Annotated in this window: 19 protein-coding genes; 8 read left to right on the top strand and 11 right to left on the bottom strand. The window is 66.5% G+C overall.

Annotation, left to right across the window (positions count from 1 at the left end; translation table 11 throughout):
• The 4 genes from AC07Z7_RS22170 to AC07Z7_RS22155 all read left to right on the top strand — a co-directional run.
• A partial coding sequence (locus tag AC07Z7_RS22170; protein WP_494767684.1) for a putative bifunctional diguanylate cyclase/phosphodiesterase occupies nt 1–1,035 on the top strand: 1,035 nt, incomplete at its 5' end.
• 258 nt (nt 1,036–1,293) lie between these two features.
• Entirely contained in the window at nt 1,294–1,821 is a 528-nt protein-coding gene (locus tag AC07Z7_RS22165) for a hypothetical protein (protein WP_094290606.1), read from the top strand.
• 125 nt (nt 1,822–1,946) lie between these two features.
• Complete coding sequence (locus AC07Z7_RS22160; protein WP_494767683.1) at nt 1,947–2,723, top strand: 2OG-Fe dioxygenase family protein; 777 nt, start codon at nt 1,947–1,949, stop codon at nt 2,721–2,723.
• A gap of 121 nt (nt 2,724–2,844) precedes the next feature.
• Nucleotides 2,845–3,282: a universal stress protein gene (locus tag AC07Z7_RS22155; protein WP_094290608.1), complete on the top strand. Its 438-nt coding sequence runs from the start codon at nt 2,845–2,847 to the stop codon at nt 3,280–3,282.
• 177 nt (nt 3,283–3,459) lie between these two features.
• Here the strand turns inward: AC07Z7_RS22155 and AC07Z7_RS22150 are convergent, their stop codons facing one another.
• The 4 genes from AC07Z7_RS22150 to AC07Z7_RS22135 form a co-directional block, all read right to left on the bottom strand.
• On the bottom strand, nt 3,460–4,443 hold the full coding sequence (locus tag AC07Z7_RS22150; protein ID WP_094290609.1) for a Bug family tripartite tricarboxylate transporter substrate binding protein: 984 nt from the start codon (nt 4,441–4,443) through the stop codon (nt 3,460–3,462).
• Between the two features lie 175 nt (nt 4,444–4,618).
• The gene (bktB, locus tag AC07Z7_RS22145; protein WP_094290610.1) at nt 4,619–5,803 is read right to left on the bottom strand and encodes a beta-ketothiolase BktB; all 1,185 of its coding nucleotides are present in this window, start codon (nt 5,801–5,803) and stop codon (nt 4,619–4,621) included.
• A 91-nt stretch (nt 5,804–5,894) separates the two neighbouring features.
• Nucleotides 5,895–6,668, bottom strand: a complete 774-nt coding sequence (locus tag AC07Z7_RS22140; RefSeq protein WP_094290611.1) for an SDR family NAD(P)-dependent oxidoreductase — start codon at nt 6,666–6,668, stop codon at nt 5,895–5,897.
• A gap of 48 nt (nt 6,669–6,716) precedes the next feature.
• Nucleotides 6,717–7,232 (bottom strand): MarR family winged helix-turn-helix transcriptional regulator, encoded by a 516-nt coding sequence (locus tag AC07Z7_RS22135; protein ID WP_094290612.1) that lies wholly within the window; start codon nt 7,230–7,232, stop codon nt 6,717–6,719.
• Between the two features lie 67 nt (nt 7,233–7,299).
• Here AC07Z7_RS22135 and AC07Z7_RS22130 point away from each other — a divergent pair, with 67 nt between their 5' ends.
• Nucleotides 7,300–8,190: an EamA family transporter gene (locus AC07Z7_RS22130; RefSeq protein WP_494767682.1), complete on the top strand. Its 891-nt coding sequence runs from the start codon at nt 7,300–7,302 to the stop codon at nt 8,188–8,190.
• A gap of 76 nt (nt 8,191–8,266) precedes the next feature.
• The gene (locus tag AC07Z7_RS22125) at nt 8,267–8,884 is read left to right on the top strand and encodes a nitroreductase family protein (RefSeq protein WP_252659607.1); all 618 of its coding nucleotides are present in this window, start codon (nt 8,267–8,269) and stop codon (nt 8,882–8,884) included.
• Nucleotides 8,885–8,959: 75 nt separating this feature from the next.
• Here the strand turns inward: AC07Z7_RS22125 and AC07Z7_RS22120 are convergent, their stop codons facing one another.
• The 5 genes from AC07Z7_RS22120 to AC07Z7_RS22100 form a co-directional block, all read right to left on the bottom strand.
• A complete protein-coding gene (locus tag AC07Z7_RS22120) occupies nt 8,960–10,594 on the bottom strand; it encodes a methyl-accepting chemotaxis protein (protein ID WP_094290615.1) in 1,635 nt (544 codons plus the stop codon).
• A 79-nt stretch (nt 10,595–10,673) separates the two neighbouring features.
• Entirely contained in the window at nt 10,674–11,747 is a 1,074-nt protein-coding gene (locus AC07Z7_RS22115; RefSeq protein ID WP_494767681.1) for a sulfotransferase family protein, read from the bottom strand.
• Nucleotides 11,744–12,760, bottom strand: coding sequence for a hypothetical protein (locus AC07Z7_RS22110; RefSeq protein ID WP_494767680.1), 1,017 nt, complete (start codon nt 12,758–12,760; stop codon nt 11,744–11,746). The genes AC07Z7_RS22115 and AC07Z7_RS22110 overlap by 4 nt, the downstream gene beginning before the upstream one ends.
• Before the next feature lie 37 nt (nt 12,761–12,797).
• Complete coding sequence (gene cysC, locus AC07Z7_RS22105) at nt 12,798–13,463, bottom strand: adenylyl-sulfate kinase (protein WP_494767679.1); 666 nt, start codon at nt 13,461–13,463, stop codon at nt 12,798–12,800.
• A 45-nt stretch (nt 13,464–13,508) separates the two neighbouring features.
• A complete protein-coding gene (locus tag AC07Z7_RS22100) occupies nt 13,509–14,063 on the bottom strand; it encodes an acyl-homoserine-lactone synthase (RefSeq protein WP_094290619.1) in 555 nt (184 codons plus the stop codon).
• Nucleotides 14,064–14,282: 219 nt separating this feature from the next.
• Between AC07Z7_RS22100 and AC07Z7_RS22095 the strand changes: the two genes are divergently transcribed.
• Both AC07Z7_RS22095 and AC07Z7_RS22090 read left to right on the top strand, forming a co-directional pair.
• Nucleotides 14,283–14,996: an autoinducer binding domain-containing protein gene (locus AC07Z7_RS22095; protein ID WP_165773927.1), complete on the top strand. Its 714-nt coding sequence runs from the start codon at nt 14,283–14,285 to the stop codon at nt 14,994–14,996.
• Between the two features lie 85 nt (nt 14,997–15,081).
• Nucleotides 15,082–15,489 carry a DUF4902 domain-containing protein gene (locus AC07Z7_RS22090; RefSeq protein WP_165773928.1) on the top strand — a complete coding sequence of 136 codons (408 nt, stop codon included), beginning with the start codon at nt 15,082–15,084 and terminating at the stop codon, nt 15,487–15,489.
• Between the two features lie 65 nt (nt 15,490–15,554).
• Here AC07Z7_RS22090 and AC07Z7_RS22085 read toward each other — a convergent pair whose 3' ends face one another.
• Together AC07Z7_RS22085 and AC07Z7_RS22080 are read right to left on the bottom strand one after the other, a co-directional pair.
• A complete protein-coding gene (locus tag AC07Z7_RS22085) occupies nt 15,555–16,184 on the bottom strand; it encodes an RluA family pseudouridine synthase (RefSeq protein ID WP_252659684.1) in 630 nt (209 codons plus the stop codon).
• 94 nt (nt 16,185–16,278) lie between these two features.
• Nucleotides 16,279–18,334, bottom strand: a 2,056-nt coding sequence (locus AC07Z7_RS22080; protein ID WP_494767678.1) for a PAS domain-containing hybrid sensor histidine kinase/response regulator, incomplete at its 5' end; no start/stop codon positions are given.

Below are 18,334 nucleotides of genomic sequence, written 5' to 3'. Positions count from 1 at the left end.
CCCCATGCCGCCGAAGCCGCCGCCCAGGCCGAAACCGTGGGCCGCACGGTGCTGGCCGCCCTGAGCCAGAGCTACCTGCTGGGCGGGCTGTCGCACCACAGCGCGTGCAGCATCGGCATTGCGCTGTATGCCGATGCACGGGGATCGGTGGACGAGCTCCTCAAGCATGGCGACATGGCGATGTACCAGGCCAAGGGCGCGGGTCGCAACACACTGCGGTTTTTTGACCCGCGCACGCAGGCCAACGTCACGGCACGCACGCTGCTGGAGGCCGGGCTGCGCGAGGGGCTGCGCGATGGCCATTTTTTGCTGCACTACCAGGCGCAGATCAACGCGCACCAGGGCGTGGTGGGTGCCGAGGCCCTGGTGCGCTGGCAGCACCCGCAGCGCGGCCTGGTGTCGCCCGCCGAGTTCATCCCCGTGGCCGAGGCCTCGGGCCTGATCGTGCCGCTGGGCACCTGGATCTTGCGCACCGCCTGCCAGCAGCTGGTGGCGTGGGGCCAGGACGCCCGCACCGCGCACTGGACGCTGGCCGTCAACGTGAGTGCGCGGCAGTTCCGCCACAGCCATTTTGTGGATGAGGTGCTGGGGGTGCTGGAGGAAACCGGCGCCAACCCCCACCGCCTGAAGCTGGAGCTGACTGAAACCCTGCTGCTCGATGACGTGGAGGACACCATCGGCCGCATGGAGCAACTGCGCCGCCATGGCGTGGGCTTCTCGCTCGATGACTTTGGCACGGGCTACTCCAGCCTGAGCTACCTCAAGCGTCTGCCGCTGGACCAGCTCAAGATCGACCAGGGTTTTGTGCGCGACCTGCTCACCGACGCCGACGACGCCAGCATCGCCCGCACCATCGTCACACTGGCGCACAGCATGGACCTTGGCGTAATTGCCGAAGGCGTGGAAACCTGCGAACAGCGCGACATGCTGATTGGCCTGGGCTGCCTCACCTGGCAGGGTTACCTGTTCGGGCGCCCGGGCCCGGCGGCGGAGCTACAGGCGGCAGCTGCTGCGCATGCGGTCGTGGTGCCTTGACGGGTTGTGGTGGGGGTGAGGGCAAAATACTCCTGTTTTGATAGCTGAAAACCATTGATGGGTGTGCGGAGAGGGCCGTTTTTTCTTATAAAACTGCTACTCGGCTGGATTTGTCGCCATTGGCTGACATTCCGGCGGCCCTCCAAGAGGTAAGGTACGGCAGGCTGCGCGATCAGCGCGGCCACCCCGGCCCCGTACACCGGGTGGTTTGCGCGCAGTGCGTACACCCCCGGCAGGGCTTGCCTTTCGGAGTTCCCCATGACCAATACAACTACCTCCACGAGATCCACCACCCTTCGCCACCTGGTGTGCGGCGCCGCTGCCGCGCTGCTGCTGGCGGCCGCAGGCGGGGCGCAGGCCCAGACCTACATCAACGCCACCGTGGGCGGCGAGCTGGCGCCGGGCGTGTATGGCCGCATCAACATCGGCAACGCGCCGCCACCGCCCCTGATCTATGCCGAGCCCGTCATCATCCACCGCCCGGCCGTGGTGGTGCCGCGGTCGCCCATCTACATGTATGTGCCGCCGGGCCACGCGAAAAACTGGGGCAAACACTGCGCCCGCTACAACGCCTGCAACCAGCCGGTGTACTTTGTGCAAGAGCCCCCGCCGCGCAAGGGGCCCAAGCACCACCACCATGCAAGTCGCGATGACCGCCGCTGGGACGACGACCACCGCCACGGCGGCGGCAAACATGACCGCGACCACGGGCGCGGCCATGGGCGGGGCGATGACCGGGGTGAGCGGGGCGAAGGCCGTGGCAAGGGCCATGGCCACAGGGACTGAGCGGCGTGAGTAGCTGGGTGGATTGGCCGGTGCGACTGCGCGCGGCGGGCGCTTCGCCCGCCCCGGTCCTCTTCTTGCGCCACCGCAGATCGCGGGCTTGCGCCTGCGGTTAAGCTCGGGCCCTTATGGCCCAAGTCACCTTTTCTCCTCCGTTCACCACCCCTTCCGAAGTCGCCAGCCAACTGCGCCAGGGCGGCTACGCCGTGTTGTCCCCGGCGGCCGTGGCCGAGTGGATCGGTTGCGATCTGCCCGCGCTGATGGCCCTCAACAGCGACTGGGCCGCGCTGCCACCCGATGAGTTCTTGAAAGACGGTGGCCGCTACCGTCGCCGCCGCCATGCCTGTTTTGTGGTGCAGGGCGGGCAAGTGCAGCAGGCGCCGCACCGCGCGCACTGGCAGCCGGTGGAATACAACGCGCTGCATGGGGGCATGGAGCGCTGGTTTGCGCCCATGGAGCCCGCCACCGTGGCAACCCCCGTGTGGCAACAGTTGCTGGCGGCGCTGGCGGGCGTGTCGGACGCCGTGTTTGCCGGGCCGGACGCCCCCGCACCCTGGTTCGTGGAAGCGCACCAGTTCCGCATCGACACCACCGACGGCATTGGCCGCCCCACGCCCGAGGGCGCGCACCGCGACGGCGTGGACCTGGTGGCGGTGTTCCTGGTGGGCCGCGAAGGTGTGAAGGGCGGTGAGACCCGCGTGTTCGAGGCCACCGGCCCCAGCGGCCAGCGCTTCACGCTCACCGAACCCTGGTCGCTCTTGCTGCTGGACGACGCGCGCATGATCCATGAATCCACCCCCATCCAGCCCCTGGCGGCGGGCGGCCACCGCGACACGCTGGTGGTGACCTGCCGGCGCGGCAACTTCCAGGGGGCCGATGTGGTGGGGCAGGGCCCTGTCGCCTGAAAACGCGTATGAGTGCGCCGGATTTGATGCGAATCAAGATGCGGGGTATGGTGGCAGTCCACACTGAGGCCCATGACCAGGTCACAAGCTTGGTCCCACCCTTCACTTAAGGAGTAGCACCATGTTCAAGCACATTCTGGTTCCCGTTGATGGCTCCAAGACCTCGATGCTGGCTGTTTCCAAGGCCGCAGCCCTGGCCAAGACCTTTGGCAGCGCGGTGACGGCGGTGTATGTGATCGACCCCTATCCCTTCACCGGCGTAGGCGCCGACTTTGCCTATGGCCAGGCGCAGTACATCAATGCCGCCACGGCCGAAGCCAATGCCGCCTTGGATGCGACCAAAAAAGCCATGGCCGAAGCGGGCGTGCAGGCCAACGCCCTGGTGGGCGAGGGCCATGCCGTGCATGACGGCATCCTGCGTGCACTCGAAACCTCGGGCGCCGACCTGATCGTGATGGGCTCACACGGCCGCCGAGGCCTCGAAAAGCTGGTGCTGGGCAGCGTCACCCAGCGCGTGCTGGGCGTGGTGCACATCCCCGTGCTGGTCGTGCGCGACTGAGCGTCATCCCCCATGAAGAACGGCTCCGAAAGGAGCCGTTTTCATTTCAGTCCTCGATAAAGCAGTAAACCACCCGCAGCCAGCTGCTCCAGCGCCAGTGCACCCGTGGAGCTGGCTCCGCCAGGCCACCGGGTGCGTCCCCCTTCAGGGGGAAGGCGCCGCAGGCGACTCAGGGGGCTACTCGATTTTCGCGCCTGAGGCTTCCACAATGCCCTTCCACTGCGTGTATTCCTTCTTCAGGAGGGCGCCCAGCTGTGCCGATGTCATGGCTTCGGGCTCGGCGCCCTGGGCCTGGATGGCGGCCTTCATGTCGGCCGTGGCCAGCAGCTTGTTGACCTCGGCATTCAGCGTGGCCACCACGGGCGCGGGGGTGCCTGCGGGGGCGAACACGCCGTACCAGGTGCTCACGTCAAAGTCCTTGAAGCCGGATTCGGCCACCGTGGGCACGTCGGGCAGTGACGAGCTGCGCTTGGCCGATGTGACGGCCAGCGGGCGCAGCTTGCCCGCCTTGATCTGGCCCATGGCCGAGGGCAGGGACGACACCAGCAGGTCTACATTGCCCGCCAGCGCATCCATCAGCGCGGGGTTGGAGCCCTTGTAGGGGATGTGGCTGAGCTTGGCGCCTGCCGCCTGCTCGAACAGGTGGCCTGCCAGGTGGATGGAGGTGCCGTTGCCAGGCGAGCCATAGGTGATGGTGCCAGGCGCAGCCTTGGCGGCGGCCACCACATCGGCCAGGGTCTTGTACTTGGAGTTGACGCTGGTGGCGATGACCACGGGCGTCCAGGCCACATGGGCGACGGGCGTCAGGTCTTTGGTCGGGTCCCAGGGCAGGTTCTTGTACAGCCAGGGGCCGATCACCAGGTTGTCCTTCTGGCCCATCACGATGTCGTAGCCGGTGGGTGCGGCCTTCACCGCTTCGCCGATGCCGATGGTGCCGCCTGCCCCCGCCTTGTTGTCGGCCACCACGGTCCATTTGGCGCCTTCGGTGAGCTTGGTGGCGACCAGGCGCGAGAGGATGTCGGTGCCGCCGCCGGGCGGGAAGGGCACGATCAGTCGGATGGGTTTGGTGGGGTAGGCGGCTGCCGGTGCGGGCGCCTGGGCGTGGGCCGTGGTGCCCAGCGCGAAGGCGAGGGCGGTGAAGGAAAGCAGGGTGCGAATCATGGTGAACAAAGTCTCCGTCGTTGTATGGGATGCGCAGGCAGTGGGTGGGGCCATGCTGCATGGCGGGTCTGGGCCAGCGGGCGCCAATGATCGCTGATCACCGGCGGCGCCCGCCTTGCCAATAGCGGGTGGCAGCATCGCCACTGGCGATGGCAGCCACCGCCACGCTCAAAAATCAAAGGCGCTCGAAGATTGCCGCAATGCCCTGGCCGCCGCCAATGCACATGGTTACCAGCGCATAGCGGCCCTGCACGCGCTGCAGCTCGTGGATCGCCTTCACGGTGATCAGCGCGCCCGTGGCGCCGATGGGGTGGCCCAGCGAGATGCCCGAGCCGTTGGGGTTGACCTTGGCCGGGTCCAGGCCCAGGTCGCGGGTCACGGCACAGGCCTGCGCGGCAAAGGCTTCGTTGGCCTCGATCACGTCCAGGTCGGCCACGGTGAGGCCCGCCTTCTTCAGCGCCAGCTGCGTGGCGGGCACGGGCCCAATGCCCATGTACTTGGGGTCCACGCCCGCGTGGGCGTAGGCCACCAGGCGCGCCAGGGGCTTGGCACCACGGGCCTTGGCGGCCGCGGCGTCCATCAGCACCACGGCAGCGGCGGCGTCATTGATGCCCGAGGCGTTGCCGGCCGTCACCGTGCCGTTTTCCTTCACGAACACGGGCTTGAGCTTGGCCATGTCTTCCAGCGTGGCGCCGGGGCGGAAGTGTTCGTCGGTGGCGTATTGCACATCGCCCTTCTTGGACTTGAGCGTGACGGGCACGATCTGGTCCTTGAAGTAGCCCGCGGCGGTGGCGCGTTCGGCGCGGTTGTGGCTTTCCACGGCCAGCTTGTCCTGGTCTTCGCGGCTGATGCCCCACTTGGCGGCGATGTTCTCGGCCGTCACACCCATGTGGATGGTGTGGAAGGGGTCGTGCAGCGCGCCGATCATCATGTCCACCATCTTGGTGTCGCCCATGCGCGCGCCCCAGCGCATGTTCAGGCTGGCGAACGGTGCGCGGCTCATCACCTCGGCGCCTGCGCCGATGGTCACGTCGGCATCGCCCAGCTGGATGGCCTGCGCGGCCGACACGATGGCCTGCAGGCCCGAGCCGCACAGGCGGTTCACGTTGAACGCGGGCGTGCCTTCGGCGCAGCCACCATTGATGGCCGCGACGCGCGACAGGTACATGTCCTTGGGCTCGGTGTTCACCACGTGGCCGAACACCACATGGCCCACGTCCTTGCCTTCCACGCTGGCGCGTGCCAGCGATTCCTTGACGACCAGCGCACCCAGGTCGGTGGGGGCGATGTCCTTGAGGCTGCCACCAAAGGTGCCAATGGCGGTGCGCACAGCGCTGACGACGACGACTTCACGGGTCATGGGGAGGTCCTTGTAGAAAAGATATGAATAAAAATGGCCGCTTCCGCGCGTCCATCATGCGTTGATAGCTATAAAAACAGGAGTAATAGGTTCACGCCTCGCGCACGTCGGCCACGGGGTTGGTGCCGAAGTCTGCGCGCTCCAGCCAGGCGAGCACGCGGGTGGCGGCGTCGGCAGGCGATGTGAGCTGGCCACCCGTCTTGAGGTTGGCGAAATTCTGGCGATCCGGGAAGGCGGCCGGGTCGGCGCCGCGCAGTTGGACCTGCATGTCGGTGTCGATCACACCGGGCGCCAGCGAGCATACCTTGGCGCCATGCGGCTTGAGGGCCTCGTCCAGTGCCACGCAGCGCGTGAAATGGTCCATGCCCGCCTTGGCCGCGCAGTAGGCGGCTTGTGACGCCATGGCCCGGCGGCCCAGGCCCGAGGAGATGTTGAGCACCTTGCGCGGCACCGTCCAGCTGTCCGTCGCGCCCAGGAAAGCGGCGGTGAGCTGCATGGGCGCCTCCAGCCCCACGCGCAGCGCGTGGGCCAGGTCGGCCAGATCCTGCGGGTTGGCGCTGGCAGACAGCGGCGCAATGCGCGGGATCACGCCCGCGTTGTTGATGAGGGTGGCGCTGGCAAACGCCTGCGGGCCCTGGGCCTGCAGCCAGGCCTGCAACTGGTGCGCGGCCTGCTCGCCTTGCGACAGGTCTTGCTGCCACTGCTCCAGCGTGGCGCCTGCGGCCTTGGCCTCGGCGGCCAGATCGGGGTTGGTACTGCGGGCGATGCAGATCAGGGTGTTGCCGCTTTTGAGCAGCTGCTGGGCCATGGCCAGGCCCATGCCGCGCGAGGCGCCGGTGAGGATGGTGAGGTGGTTGTGAGGCATCCCGCCATGTTACTGCGCAGTACGCACCGCGGGGCTGCATTCAGGCCCTCACTGACCCTCGGGCGACTCCAGCACCGCGAGCAACTGGGCCAGCTTGCGGTCCAGGGCGGCGAGGTCGGCCGCGCGCAGGGGGGCCAGCAGCGCGTGTTCGTTGGCCACATGGGCCTCCACCGCACGGTCGATCAGTGCCAGGCCCACCGGGGTGAGCTGCACCAGCAGGCTGCGAGCATCGGCAGGGTTGGGCAGGCGTGTGATCCAGCCACTGGCTTCAAGCCGGTTCATGCGGTGCGTCATGGTGCCGGAGGTCACCATAAGCGTCGAGAACAGCGTGGTGGGGGCCAGGCAGTAGGGGGCGCCCGAGCGGCGCAACGTGGCCAGCATGTCGAACTCCCAGAACGACAGGCCGAAGGGCGCAAAGGCGGCTTCAAGCCGCCGGTCCACCAGCGCGGCGCAGCGTTTGAGCCGGCCAATCGGTCCCATGGGGGAGACGTCCAGGTCGGGGCGTTCGGTGTGCCATTGCGCCAGGATGGCATCCACGGCGTCTGCGGGGCGGGTATCAGGCATAGGCGTTTTTATCTTGATATCGAGATTTTATGCTACAGTGATTTATCTTGAATTGAAGATAAAAATCATGACATCAAGCTCGTCCTCTTCACCATCCTCCCGCTGGCTGGATGTGCTGATCACCGCGTTGGCGCCTGCCATCTGGGGCTCCACCTACGTCGTCACCACCGAGCTGTTGCCACCCGGTCGGCCGTTCACCGCGGCACTGCTGCGGGCGCTGCCTGCGGGGCTGCTGCTGGTGCTGTGGGCGCGGCGCTGGCCGGTACCCGGGGGCTGGGGGCGCATGGCGCTGCTGGCTGCGCTCAACATCGGTGTCTTCCAGGCGCTGCTGTTTGTGGCGGCCTACCGCTTGCCGGGCGGCTTGGCGGCCGTGGTCGGAGCCATCGGCCCGCTGGTGGTGATGGGCCTGGCCTGGGCGGTGGACCAGCGCCGCCCGCCGGGCGTGGCGCTGGGGGCGGGCGTGCTGGCGGTGGCGGGCATGGCCCTGCTGCTGCTGGCCCCCGGCACCGTCTGGGACGCGTGGGGTGTGGCGGCGGCGCTGGCGGGCACGGTGTGCATGGCCATGGGCACGTTTCTCTCGCGCCGCTGGCAGTCCGGCCTGCCGGTGCTGGCCTTTACCGGCTGGCAGCTGCTGCTGGGCGGACTCATGCTGGCGCCGGTGGCCTGGTGGGCCGACCCGCCTTTGCCCGCACTCACGGCCACGCAGGCCGGTGGGTATGTGTACCTCTGCCTGGCGGGGGCGCTGGTGGCCTATGTGCTGTGGTTCCGGGGCATCGAGCGTCTGCCCACGGTGGCCGTGGCGTCGCTGGGGCTGCTGAGCCCGCTCACGGCCGTGGTGCTGGGCTGGGCGCTGCTGGGGCAAGCCATGCGCGGCGTGTCGCTGCTGGGCATGGCCACGGTGCTGGGCTGCGTGCTGGCGGTGCAGTGGGCCATGGCGCAGCGCGGCGCGGGTCGCTGAAGCCCCAGGCGCCCTGTTCTCCGGTTTCGTCCTTCCTTTTTTCTTTTCTTTGTTGATCTGAAAGGTCTGTGTTTCCATGTCTTCTCACACCGTGGCTTCGGCCATTGAAACCCGCGTCTCCACCCATCTTTTCGACGCAAGCCATGTGCTGGATGAAGCCCAGATTGCCGAGCTGGTGCGCCTGGCCACGCTGGCGCCCACGGCTTACCACCTGCAGAACTGGCGCTTTATTGCAGTGCGCACGCCTGCGGCCAAGGCGCAGCTGCACGCGCTGGCCTGGCGCCAGCAGAAGGTGCTGGATGCCGCTGTGACTTACATCGTCTGCGGCACGCTGCAGGCCCACACCCGGCTGGCCGAGCGGCTGGCGCCTGTGGTGCGTGCCGGTGTTTTTGGCCAGGCGGTGGGGGATGCCTGGGTGGCCCAGGCGTCTGCGGCACATGCCCCCGATGCCCAACTGCAGCGTGATGAGGCGGTGCGCTCGGCCTCGCTGGCCGCGATGACATTGATGCTGGCGGCAGAGGGCATGGGCCTGGCCAGCGCGCCCATGGGTGGTTTTGATGCAGCGGGGGTGGCGGGCGCCTTTGGGCTGCAGGCCGATGAGTTGCCCGTGATGCTGGTGGCCGTGGGGCGTGCCGCAGAGGCGGCGGCGCCCAAGCCCCGCAGGCCGGTGGCCGAGGTGCTGGCGCTGGCATAGTCCACTCGAACCATCGCCCCCAGTACGGGATCCCCGTCGGTCCCCGTCAGCGCGAAGCTGGCGCGGCTTGTCGTCTTACGCCGCGATGGCTCTGTGCGCGCCGACCCTCCCCACCGGCGTCAGCACCGCTGGCGCGTGGGTGACTGCAGGCATCGGGGTGCTGCTGCCAACGGCGCTGAGCTGGAACACCGAGACCAACTGGACAAGGTCCAGGGCCTGGGTTTTCATGCTGTTGGCTGCGGCAGCCATTTCCTCCACCAGGGCTGCGTTTTGTTGGGTCGTCTGGTCCATCTGCATCACGGCCTCGCCCACCTGACCGACACCCTCGCTCTGCTCCGAGCTTGCGGCACTGATTTCGCTCACTATTTCCGTCACACGCCGAATGGACTGGACGACCTCCGCCATGGTGTGTCCCGCCTTGTCCACCAAGGCCGTGCCTTGCTCTACGCGGCTGACGCTGGCAGAGATAAGCGCCTTGATTTCCTTGGCTGCCTCGGCCGATCGGCTGGCCAGACCCCTCACTTCACTGGCCACGACCGCAAAGCCCCGTCCCTGCTCCCCTGCGCGTGCGGCTTCGACGGCTGCGTTGAGCGCCAGAATGTTGGTCTGAAAAGCGATGCCATCGATGACGCTGATGATGTCTGCAATTCGCTTGGAGCTGTCGTTGATGCCCTTCATGGTCTCGACCACCTGGGTCACGACGTTGCCACCTTGCAGGGCAACATCGTTGGCATCGCGAGCAAGCCTGTTGGCTTGCTGGGCGCTGTCAGAGTTTTGCTTCACCGTGGAGCCGAGCTCTTCCATGGACGCAGCCGTCTGCTGCAGCGCACTGGCCTGGCGTTCGGTGCGGGCAGAAAGGTCGTGATTGCCCTGCGAAATCTCCGCACTGGCGGTGGAGACGCTTTCTGCGCTTTGCCGCACGTTGGCCACGATATCGGCCAGCTTGGAGCGCATGTGCGCCAGCTCGGTGAGCAACTGACCCGGCTCATCCTTGGCGCCCTCGGGGATGGGGGTCGCCAGGTCACCCGCCGCGATGGCTGATGTCGCCTGGACTGCCTGTTGCACAGGGGCGGTAATGGAGTTGGTGGTCAACCAGGCGAGAAGCAGCCCTGCGAGGATGGCGGCCACGGAGCTGCCACCGATCCAGGCAATGCTGGCTGTGGCCTTGGCTGTGGTGTCCTTGAGGGTGTCTGCCACGCCTTCGTCCAGCGTTCGGGTCAGCTCCTGCAGCGTGCCTGCATAGTTTTGAAAGATGGGCGCCAGCACGGTATCGGTCTGTGTGGCCACATCCTGTCCAGCCTCCTTGGCCTTGACGAGTTCGGTGCGCTTGACGCGGTAGGCATCGCGCGCGGCGATGGCCTGTTCGTACAGCTGCGTTTCCTTTCCGGGCAACAGGTAGCTGCGCACTTCCTGCATGCGCTTGCTTTGCACCTCGACCACGGCAGACATGTCTTTCTTGAGCTTGCCAGCGTACTGAGCGTCGCTGGCCTTGAGGAAGGCCTCGGTGCGCAGCCAGTTCATCTGGATGTCGGTCTGCCACTGGTGCACGATGCCCTGGCGCTTGAGCTCCGAGGTGGCGATGTGTTCGTTGCTGTGCTGCAGGGCGGTCACGCTCATGACGCCGAGTGCGGCGATGACCATGGTGATCAACAGCAGCAGCCCGAACGCCACTCCAAGTCGAATGCCCAGTTTCAGGTCTTTGATGCGCATGGCGGCTCCTTGAGGGTGCAGTGGCGAAGGTGGGTGAAGAGGTGCGGGGCCGGGGGAGCCGATGGTGTTGCCGCGCCGGTCAGGACAGGGCTGCTGCCCTGTTTTCCATGGTGCGGGTGTTTTGCAGGCGCTGGCGCACGCGATCCAGGTAGTCGGCCCGCACGCGGCGGGCCGCATAGTCGCGCGGCGCACTGCGCAGCAGCTGCTCCCAGGCCTCGCTGCGCCGTTTCTCCGACTGCTGGCGGCATTGCTCCAGTACGGCTGGCGTGGGGTGGGGGGCTTGGACATCGGTCATGCATTCGTACCCGTAGTGGCGCATCGTTTCCCACGCCAGGCTTTCGATGGTCTCGATTTCGTGGGGTTGCAACTGGGTCTTGAACTTGTCCTTGTTGGCCGGAAGGGGCGCAAAGCAGTTGGACTCCCACAGGGCAGACATGCGGGACAGGTCTTGCGCTTCCTGCGATGCCGCGATGTCCAGCATCTGCGGCAGGAACTCGATGCCGATGAACTGGCAGATGCGCCGCAGCGTGTGTTCCTGGTCGGCCAGGAAGTCTTCGTATCGGATGGTGAGCACGCGGTCGGGGTGGCGCAGCGCCAGCGCGCGACCTGTGGTGTGGGCCTTGACCCAGGCCAGGGCGTTGAGCGTGGTGTTGAAGTCGTGAATGATCGCCCGGTTCATCGAGGCCACCTGCGCCCGGGGATCGCGCACCACGTTCAGAAAGCGCATCTCCGGAAACAGGGCCATCAGGTCGTGGGCGTAGTGGACGCTGTCGAGCGACTTGTCCATGACCACGCTGGCCCCGTGCTGCTCTGCACTGCGCAGCAGCAGCTCCCAGACAATGCGGTGCACGCTGCGGGGCTCGTGCGTCAGGGTGTCGAAGATCTCCTCGGCATGGAAGTGCATGCCCGGCCACCTCACCATGCTGGCCTGCTGCAGTCCCACCACGTCCTTGACCATCTGCCGGTACGCGCCGTCGTCGCGCAGGTCGCCATACAGCGGCACCAGCGGCATGAAGTCCACGATGTGCAGTGGATAGGGGGAGTGGAATTGCGGGCTGGCGTTCAGGCGCAGGCGCAGCGCGTGGCTGCCGCAGCGCCGCAGTGGAATCATCAACAGCGGAAGCGGGCGTGTGGTGCGGGTTGGCTGGTTCATGGTGTGTCTGACTCCAGGTGCGCGAAGAACTCGTTGATGAAGCGATCCATGTCCTGGTCGGGCAGCCGGTCGATGCCGCCCGCGCCGTGGCGGCCGCCACCTGCCGGGTAGCGGCTGCAGAACACGTCGGCGCGGCTGGCGCTGGCGCTGCCAATGCGCAGGCTGACCAGAAAGTCGCCGTCCGAACGGGGGGTGAGCACGGCGACCGAGCGCCCGTTGTTGCGCGCCACAAGCTGGTTGGCGAGGGTGCCGCACAGGCGCCGGGCCCATGCGCGGTCAGGCAGCACGTAGACGGTGGCCTTGTCGTTGGCGGTGTAGGGCGTGAGACCCTGCACGGCCTTGAGGTCACTGGCATGGCCTTCCAGCAGGCGGCGGAATTCGTAGGCCTTGGCCATGAAGTCGAGCGGACTCTCGAAGCGGTGCATAGACCGGTACAGCTGCACGGGGCAGAAGTGCAGGTCTTCGCGGCTTTCGCCATAGGCGTTGTAGTTGAGCAGGTAGCCCAGCTGCGCCAGCGCTCCGCGTGTGGCCGCCGTGCAGCCGTGCTCGCGCGCCATGCGGTCGGCCACGGCGTCCAGGTTGTCGCCGTAGGCTGCCACGATGGCCCACTGGCGCAAAACACCGCCCAGGTGGCGGTCCACCAGGATGCTGGTGCAGACGTCCAGGCCGGAGTCAATGTGGGCTGCGAGCTGCGGATGGCGAAAGAGCTTTTTTGCGCTGTGGTGGTCGAAGTAGGTCACCTGGCCGCCACCGTTGAGCACCCGGCACACGCCCTGCGCGTTGCGGTCCCACGAGATATCGAGCGCCGTCACCTGCAGCGGCCGACCGGAGGGCAGCTGGTCGAACAGGGCGATGTCCCGTTTCACCCCGCTGATGAGGACGCTGTCGCGGGGCTCCACCAGGCGCAGCTGGTGCAGCGCGCACAGCCCGTCTGCATCCCCGTTGAAAAGGTCATAGGCGTTCAATCCAGTGCCCGGGGTGGGGGGCGCTGAGGCAGGTTTTTGGGCGTGCATGGGAGACATCGGAAGAATCGTGCAAAAAAAGACTGCCCTAGCGGATGTACCCGCGCTGGCGCAGAAGCGCGAGCAGCTGCGTACAGGCCTCGCGCAGGCTCAGGTGGGCGGTGTCGATGCTGAAATCGGGCGATTCGGGGGCCTCGTAGGGGGCGGAAACCCCGGTGAACTGCGGGATGCGCCCCGCGCGTGCCATGGTGTACAGACCCTTGGGGTCGCGGCCCTCGCACACGCTCAGCGGGGTGCTTACATGCACCTCCAGAAAGCGGTGTTCCCCAATGAGCGCACGGGCTATGGCGCGGTCGCTGCGCTGGGGGGATATGAGTGCGGTGAAGACCAGCAGTCCGGCGTCGTTCATCAGTGCGGCGACTTCTGCCACGCGCCGGATGTTCTCCGAGCGCTCGGCGGCGCTGAAGCCCAGGTCGCGGTTGAGCCGGTGCCGCAGGTTGTCTCCGTCGAGCACGAAGCTGGCAAAGCCGAGGCCATGCAGTTCCTCCTCCAGTGCATAGGCCAGCGTGGACTTGCCAGCACCACTCAGGCCGGTGAGCCAGAGGGTGACGGGACGTTGCTGTAGCAGGTGTTCGCGCAAGTCGGCAGTGACCCGCCCGAGGTGTGGGATGACCACCCTCAGGCCCGGGGGCGCCAGGCTTGGGACCGCAGCTGCGGGAGGCTGGGGCGTCTGGAGCGAGGATGGGAGCGGCATGGTCGGCTCAGGAAAATGCGTTGGGCAGGCTGCGCGCAGGTGCAGTCACTTGCACCGGATGGAGCAGGCAAAAAGCGGATGGCCCTGGACCAGGGTGGGTGGGCCCAGGCGATGGGATTCAAAACCTGTACGGCGCAGCAGACGCTCCACACCCAGGGGAGACACCGTGACCATGCGCTGGGCCCCATGTGCCATTGCGCAGCGGCTGGCCGCTTGCAGCAGGCCGGTGGTGATGGGCGAGGAGAATTGGTCGAGCGCGGAGCCCGTGGGCCCTGAAAAATCCATCGCTGCAAAGCGGGACAGTTCCCACACCTCTGGCGCTTCGGGTGGCGGGGCGCCATTGAGCAATTGCGGAAACACTTCGGCCAACAGGTAGGGGCGGGTTGTGGGCAGCAGCCGGGCGGTGCCAATCACTTCGCCGTCTTCGTTCTGGGCGATGACATAGACGGTGTCGCCCCGGTCGAACTGGTCCAGCTCCAGGGCATCACGGCAGTGCAGCTGCCAGCCCAGTTTTTCCACAAAAACACGATGCCGGTACCGGGCCATGCGCGTCATCAGTGGCGGATGCAATTCAGCAGAGCAGCCAGAGGTGATACGCATCGGAGATTCCTTCATGAGTTTTACCCATTAGAAAATCACACGGAAATATTTGTAACTACCAACTCTGGTAGGTGTTGCCGGGCGCCTTTCTTGTCAGAATCAGCTCGCCAAAGGGCTTCAATGCCGCCAGAATGTGGAAAAACGTAACCGTAGTTTGATGGTGCGCAGTGCGCACGCAGATGGTCAGTCTCTGTGGGGTGGCGCTCGGGTTGGAGTCCTATGACAAGCTGGCAAGAAGATCTTTTGGGGGTGATGGATCGCGCGCAGTCTGAGCAGGAGGTTTTTTGCAAAATCGAGCTTGCTGCGCAAGCCCTGGGGTTTGAGTACTGCGCTTATGGCCTGCGGGTACCCATGCCCTTGTCCAACCCGAAGACCATTTTTTTGAACAACTACCCGCAGGCTTGGCAGGAGCGGTATGTGCGGCAGGGCTATGTGCAGGTGGATCCCACCGTGCAGCATGGGTGCCGCAAGCAGACTCCACTGGTCTGGTCGGACGACGTGTTTGCATCGGCCCAGGATTTCTGGGAAGACGCGCGCTCGTTCGGCCTGCGCTTTGGATGGGCGCAATCGTGCATTGACGGGGGTGGGGTGCGCGGCATGCTGACACTGGCGCGTTCGTCCGAGGCCCTGACATCCGACGAGATTGCCCGCAGCGAGATGAAGATGCGCTGGCTGGCGCACATTGCGCACCTGATCCTGTCGCGCATCTTTACGACACGCCAGGCCGAAGAGATGCAGCCGCATCTGACGGCCAGAGAAATCGAGGTGCTCAAATGGACCGCCGACGGCAAGACCTCTGCCGACATTTCCTCGCTGCTGGATGTGTCGGAAAACACCGTGAACTTCCACGTCAAGAATGCCGTGACCAAACTGCAAACTACCAACAAGACGGCCGCCACCGTGCGTGCCGCCATGCTGGGGTTGCTGGGCTGATGCTGCTGCCTTCAGGCGCTGCAGGCCCTTGCGGCAGTGTCAGCCAGGGGTGGGTGCCCATCGGGGCGATCGGCGGAGAGCGAGCGTGAACCCCGTGCAGGTATCGCCAGATGGCCTGTTGCGACTGTCGATTGACGAACTGCTGTCGCTGCCTATCCGCCACCTGATGTCGGCGGTGGACCTGGACCTGGTGGAGCCGCGTGCTGCGGTGTGCGGATGCGAGACCACCATCAGTGGCTACACGGAATGGGTGAGCGCGTCCTGCCCTGTGGTGTCCATCGGCTGGGACTGGCATATCCGTCTCTGGACAGCACAGCGCCCTTTTGCTCTTGCACGGCTGGGCCAGCCCCGCAGCAACGTGATGCTGGTGTACTCCACGGGCAATGACACCGGGTGGCACAAGAACCTTGAGCTGCTGTCAACGGTGGTGGATGCGTTGCCCTGGCAGGAGCAGTTGAGCCAGTCGGTCGCGGCGCTGCTGCCCGTTCACTGAGTTGGCTTGCTATTAAAGAAATAGCTAAATATGAGCCCCATCAGGCGGTGGGCGGCAAAAAAGCTTCAAAAGTCAGCCACCAGTTCCCACCGCATGGGCTGCCCGGTAGCGGGGTGCGCCAAAGCCAGTTCTGCGGCATGCAGCAACAGGCGTGAGGACTGGGCCTGTGTGGCGGCATCCGCATACAACGCGTCTCCCAGAATCGGGTGGCCCATGGCGGCCATGTGCACGCGCAGCTGGTGCGTGCGGCCCGTCAGGGGTTCGAGCTCGACACGGGTGGTTCTGGCAGTCAAATCATGTGACAGCGTGCGCCAGCGGGTATGGCTGGGCTTGCCGTGCACTGCATCGATCACGCGCAAGGGGCGCCGCTCCCAATCAGCGGCGATGGGCAGGTGGATGTCTGCCCAGGTGCCGGCCGGGGCGTCCACCAGGCCTTGAACTATCGCGACGTAGCGTTTGTGAACCTGCCGCTGCTCAAATGCCAGGCTCAAGCGCCGTTGTGCATCGGCATGCCGAGCCATCAGCACCAGACCCGAAGTGGCCTGGTCCAGTCGATGCACGATGAGTGCGCCCGGCCAGTGCGACTGGGCGCGTGCGCTCAGGCAGTCCTGTTTGTCGATGCCGCGCCCCGGCACGCACAGCAGGCCAGAGGGCTTGTACAACACCAGCACGTCGGCGTCCTCATGCAGCGCCACCGGGGCGCATAGGTCTTGAGGGTTTGCAACGCGCTCGACGTGGTTGGCCTCTGCCGATACCTTGGGCGCCAAGAATGCAGCCTGCGCAAAGGTCTCAGCTTGCGGCATGGTTGTCGCCCCCCACCAGGCGCTCAACGGTGGCGCAAAGCTCTTCAACGTCATTGGGCTTGTGGATCAGCGCCTGTGCGCCTTCGGCCAGCGCGGCCTGCTCGATCTCGGCCGTGACATAGCCTGAGGCCAGGGCCACGGGCAGGCCGGGGCGGATGAGGCGCGCCTCGCGCACCAGATCCACGCCGCAGAAGCCGGGCATGTTGTAGTCGGTCACCAGCAGGTCGTAGCGCTGGGGCGCCGTGCGCAGCGCGGCGGTGGCCTCGTGGGGGTCGGTGAAGCCGCTCACCTCGTAGCCCCGGCGGCGCAGCAGGCGTTGCACCAGAAAGACCAGGGCCTGGTCGTCGTCCACGTACATCACATGGGGCTTCTGGCGCGGCGTGGAGGTCGCGGCTGCGGTGGCCGATGGTGTGGCGGGTGCAGCCGGTGCTGCCGGGGCAGGCGCCGGGGGGGCGGTTGTCTGGCCCGTTGCGACCGGAAAGTACAGCGTGAACCGGCTGCCCTGGCCGGGCGTGCTTTGCACGTCCACACCACCTTCGTGTGTGCGCATCACGCCATGCACCACGGCCAGGCCCAGGCCCGTGCCCTGGCCCACGGGCTTGGTGGTGAAGAAGGGCTCGAAGATGCGCTCCAGTGTGGCCGCCTCCATGCCGGGGCCGCTGTCGCGCACCGTCAGGGCCACGTAGTCGATGGGCGCCAGGCCCAGGCGTTCGGTCAGGCGCTGGTCGGGCTGCACCGTGGCGGCCTCCACATGGATGCTGCCGCGCTCGCCGCCCTGGCCCTGGATGGCGTGGACGGCGTTGGTGCACAGGTTGAGCAAGGCCTGCTCGACCTGGGTGGCGTCGGCCAGCACGGGGGGCAACCCTGCCTGCAACTGCATGTGCAGCTCGATGGCGGGGGGCAGGGTCACGCGCAGCAGGCGTTCGGTGTCGTGCACCACCTCGGCCAGCGACACGGCCGAGCGCTGCGGGGGCTCGTTGCGGCTGAAGGTGAGGATCTGGCGCACCAGGTCGCGCGCGCGGCGGCCAGCCTTGTCGATCTCCAGCAGGCTCTCCAGCACGGGCGAGCCTGCGGCGCAATCGGCCTTGGCCAGCTCCACATTGCCCAGGATCGCGCCCAGGATGTTGTTGAAGTCGTGCGCAATGCCCCCGGCCATGGTGCCCACGGCCTGCATCTTGTGCGACTCGCGCAGCTGGGCCTCCAGCTCATTGCGGTGCGCCTCGGCCTTCTTGCGGCCGGTGAGGTCGCGCGCGAACACGGTGGTGGTCTCGCCCCCGCCCACGCTTTCTGCATGGCGCTCGAACGACACGCTCACTTCCACGGCCAGTTCCTTGCCGCTGGCAGTGAGGGCCGTCATCTCGCCCAGTAGCGCCTGCGTGGTGAGCTGCGCAAACGCGAGGGCTTGCGCCGCGTCGGGCAAGAAGCGGTCGAGCGTGCTGCCCAGTGCGTCGCTGGCACTGCACTGGAACAGCGCGGCCGCTGTGGGGTTGAACACGGTGATGCGCTGGTGCTGGTCCACGCAGATGATGGCGTCCAGCGCCGAATTGATGACGGCTTCGAGCCGCTTCTCGCTGGCGTGCAGCTGTTCGTTGCGCTGCTGCAGCGTGAGCGCGCTGTGCTGCAGCGCCTGGCGCTCGGCCAGCAGCGGGCCCTGGTCGATCACCGCGCACAAAAATTGGGACAACGGTGCGCCGCTGGCCTGGGGTGCCTCGATGTGTGCGATGTGCAGGTCGCCCGTGATGCGGCTGGTGTCGTTGATGAGGAACACCACCTCCTTGGCCTCGCTGTGCCCCAGGTCCTGCGCCTGGGCAAAGGCCTCGCGCACGCGGGCGGCGTCCTGTGGGCACACAAAAGGCATCAGCGCGGTCAGCGGCCGGTCGCGTTCGGTGGGCTGGAAGGAGCGGTGGGCCATCGAGTTGGCCTGCACCACCATGTCGTGCTCGTCCACCACCATGAGGGCCAGGGGCACACTGGCAAACAGGGTCTCGAAGCGTTCGTAGGCGCTCTCGGCCACGGCCTGGCTGTAGCGCAGCACCTTGTTC

It is taken from the genome of Acidovorax sp. GW101-11A03, assembly GCF_059424825.1.
This window is presented reverse-complemented; position numbering and strand designations above follow the sequence as displayed.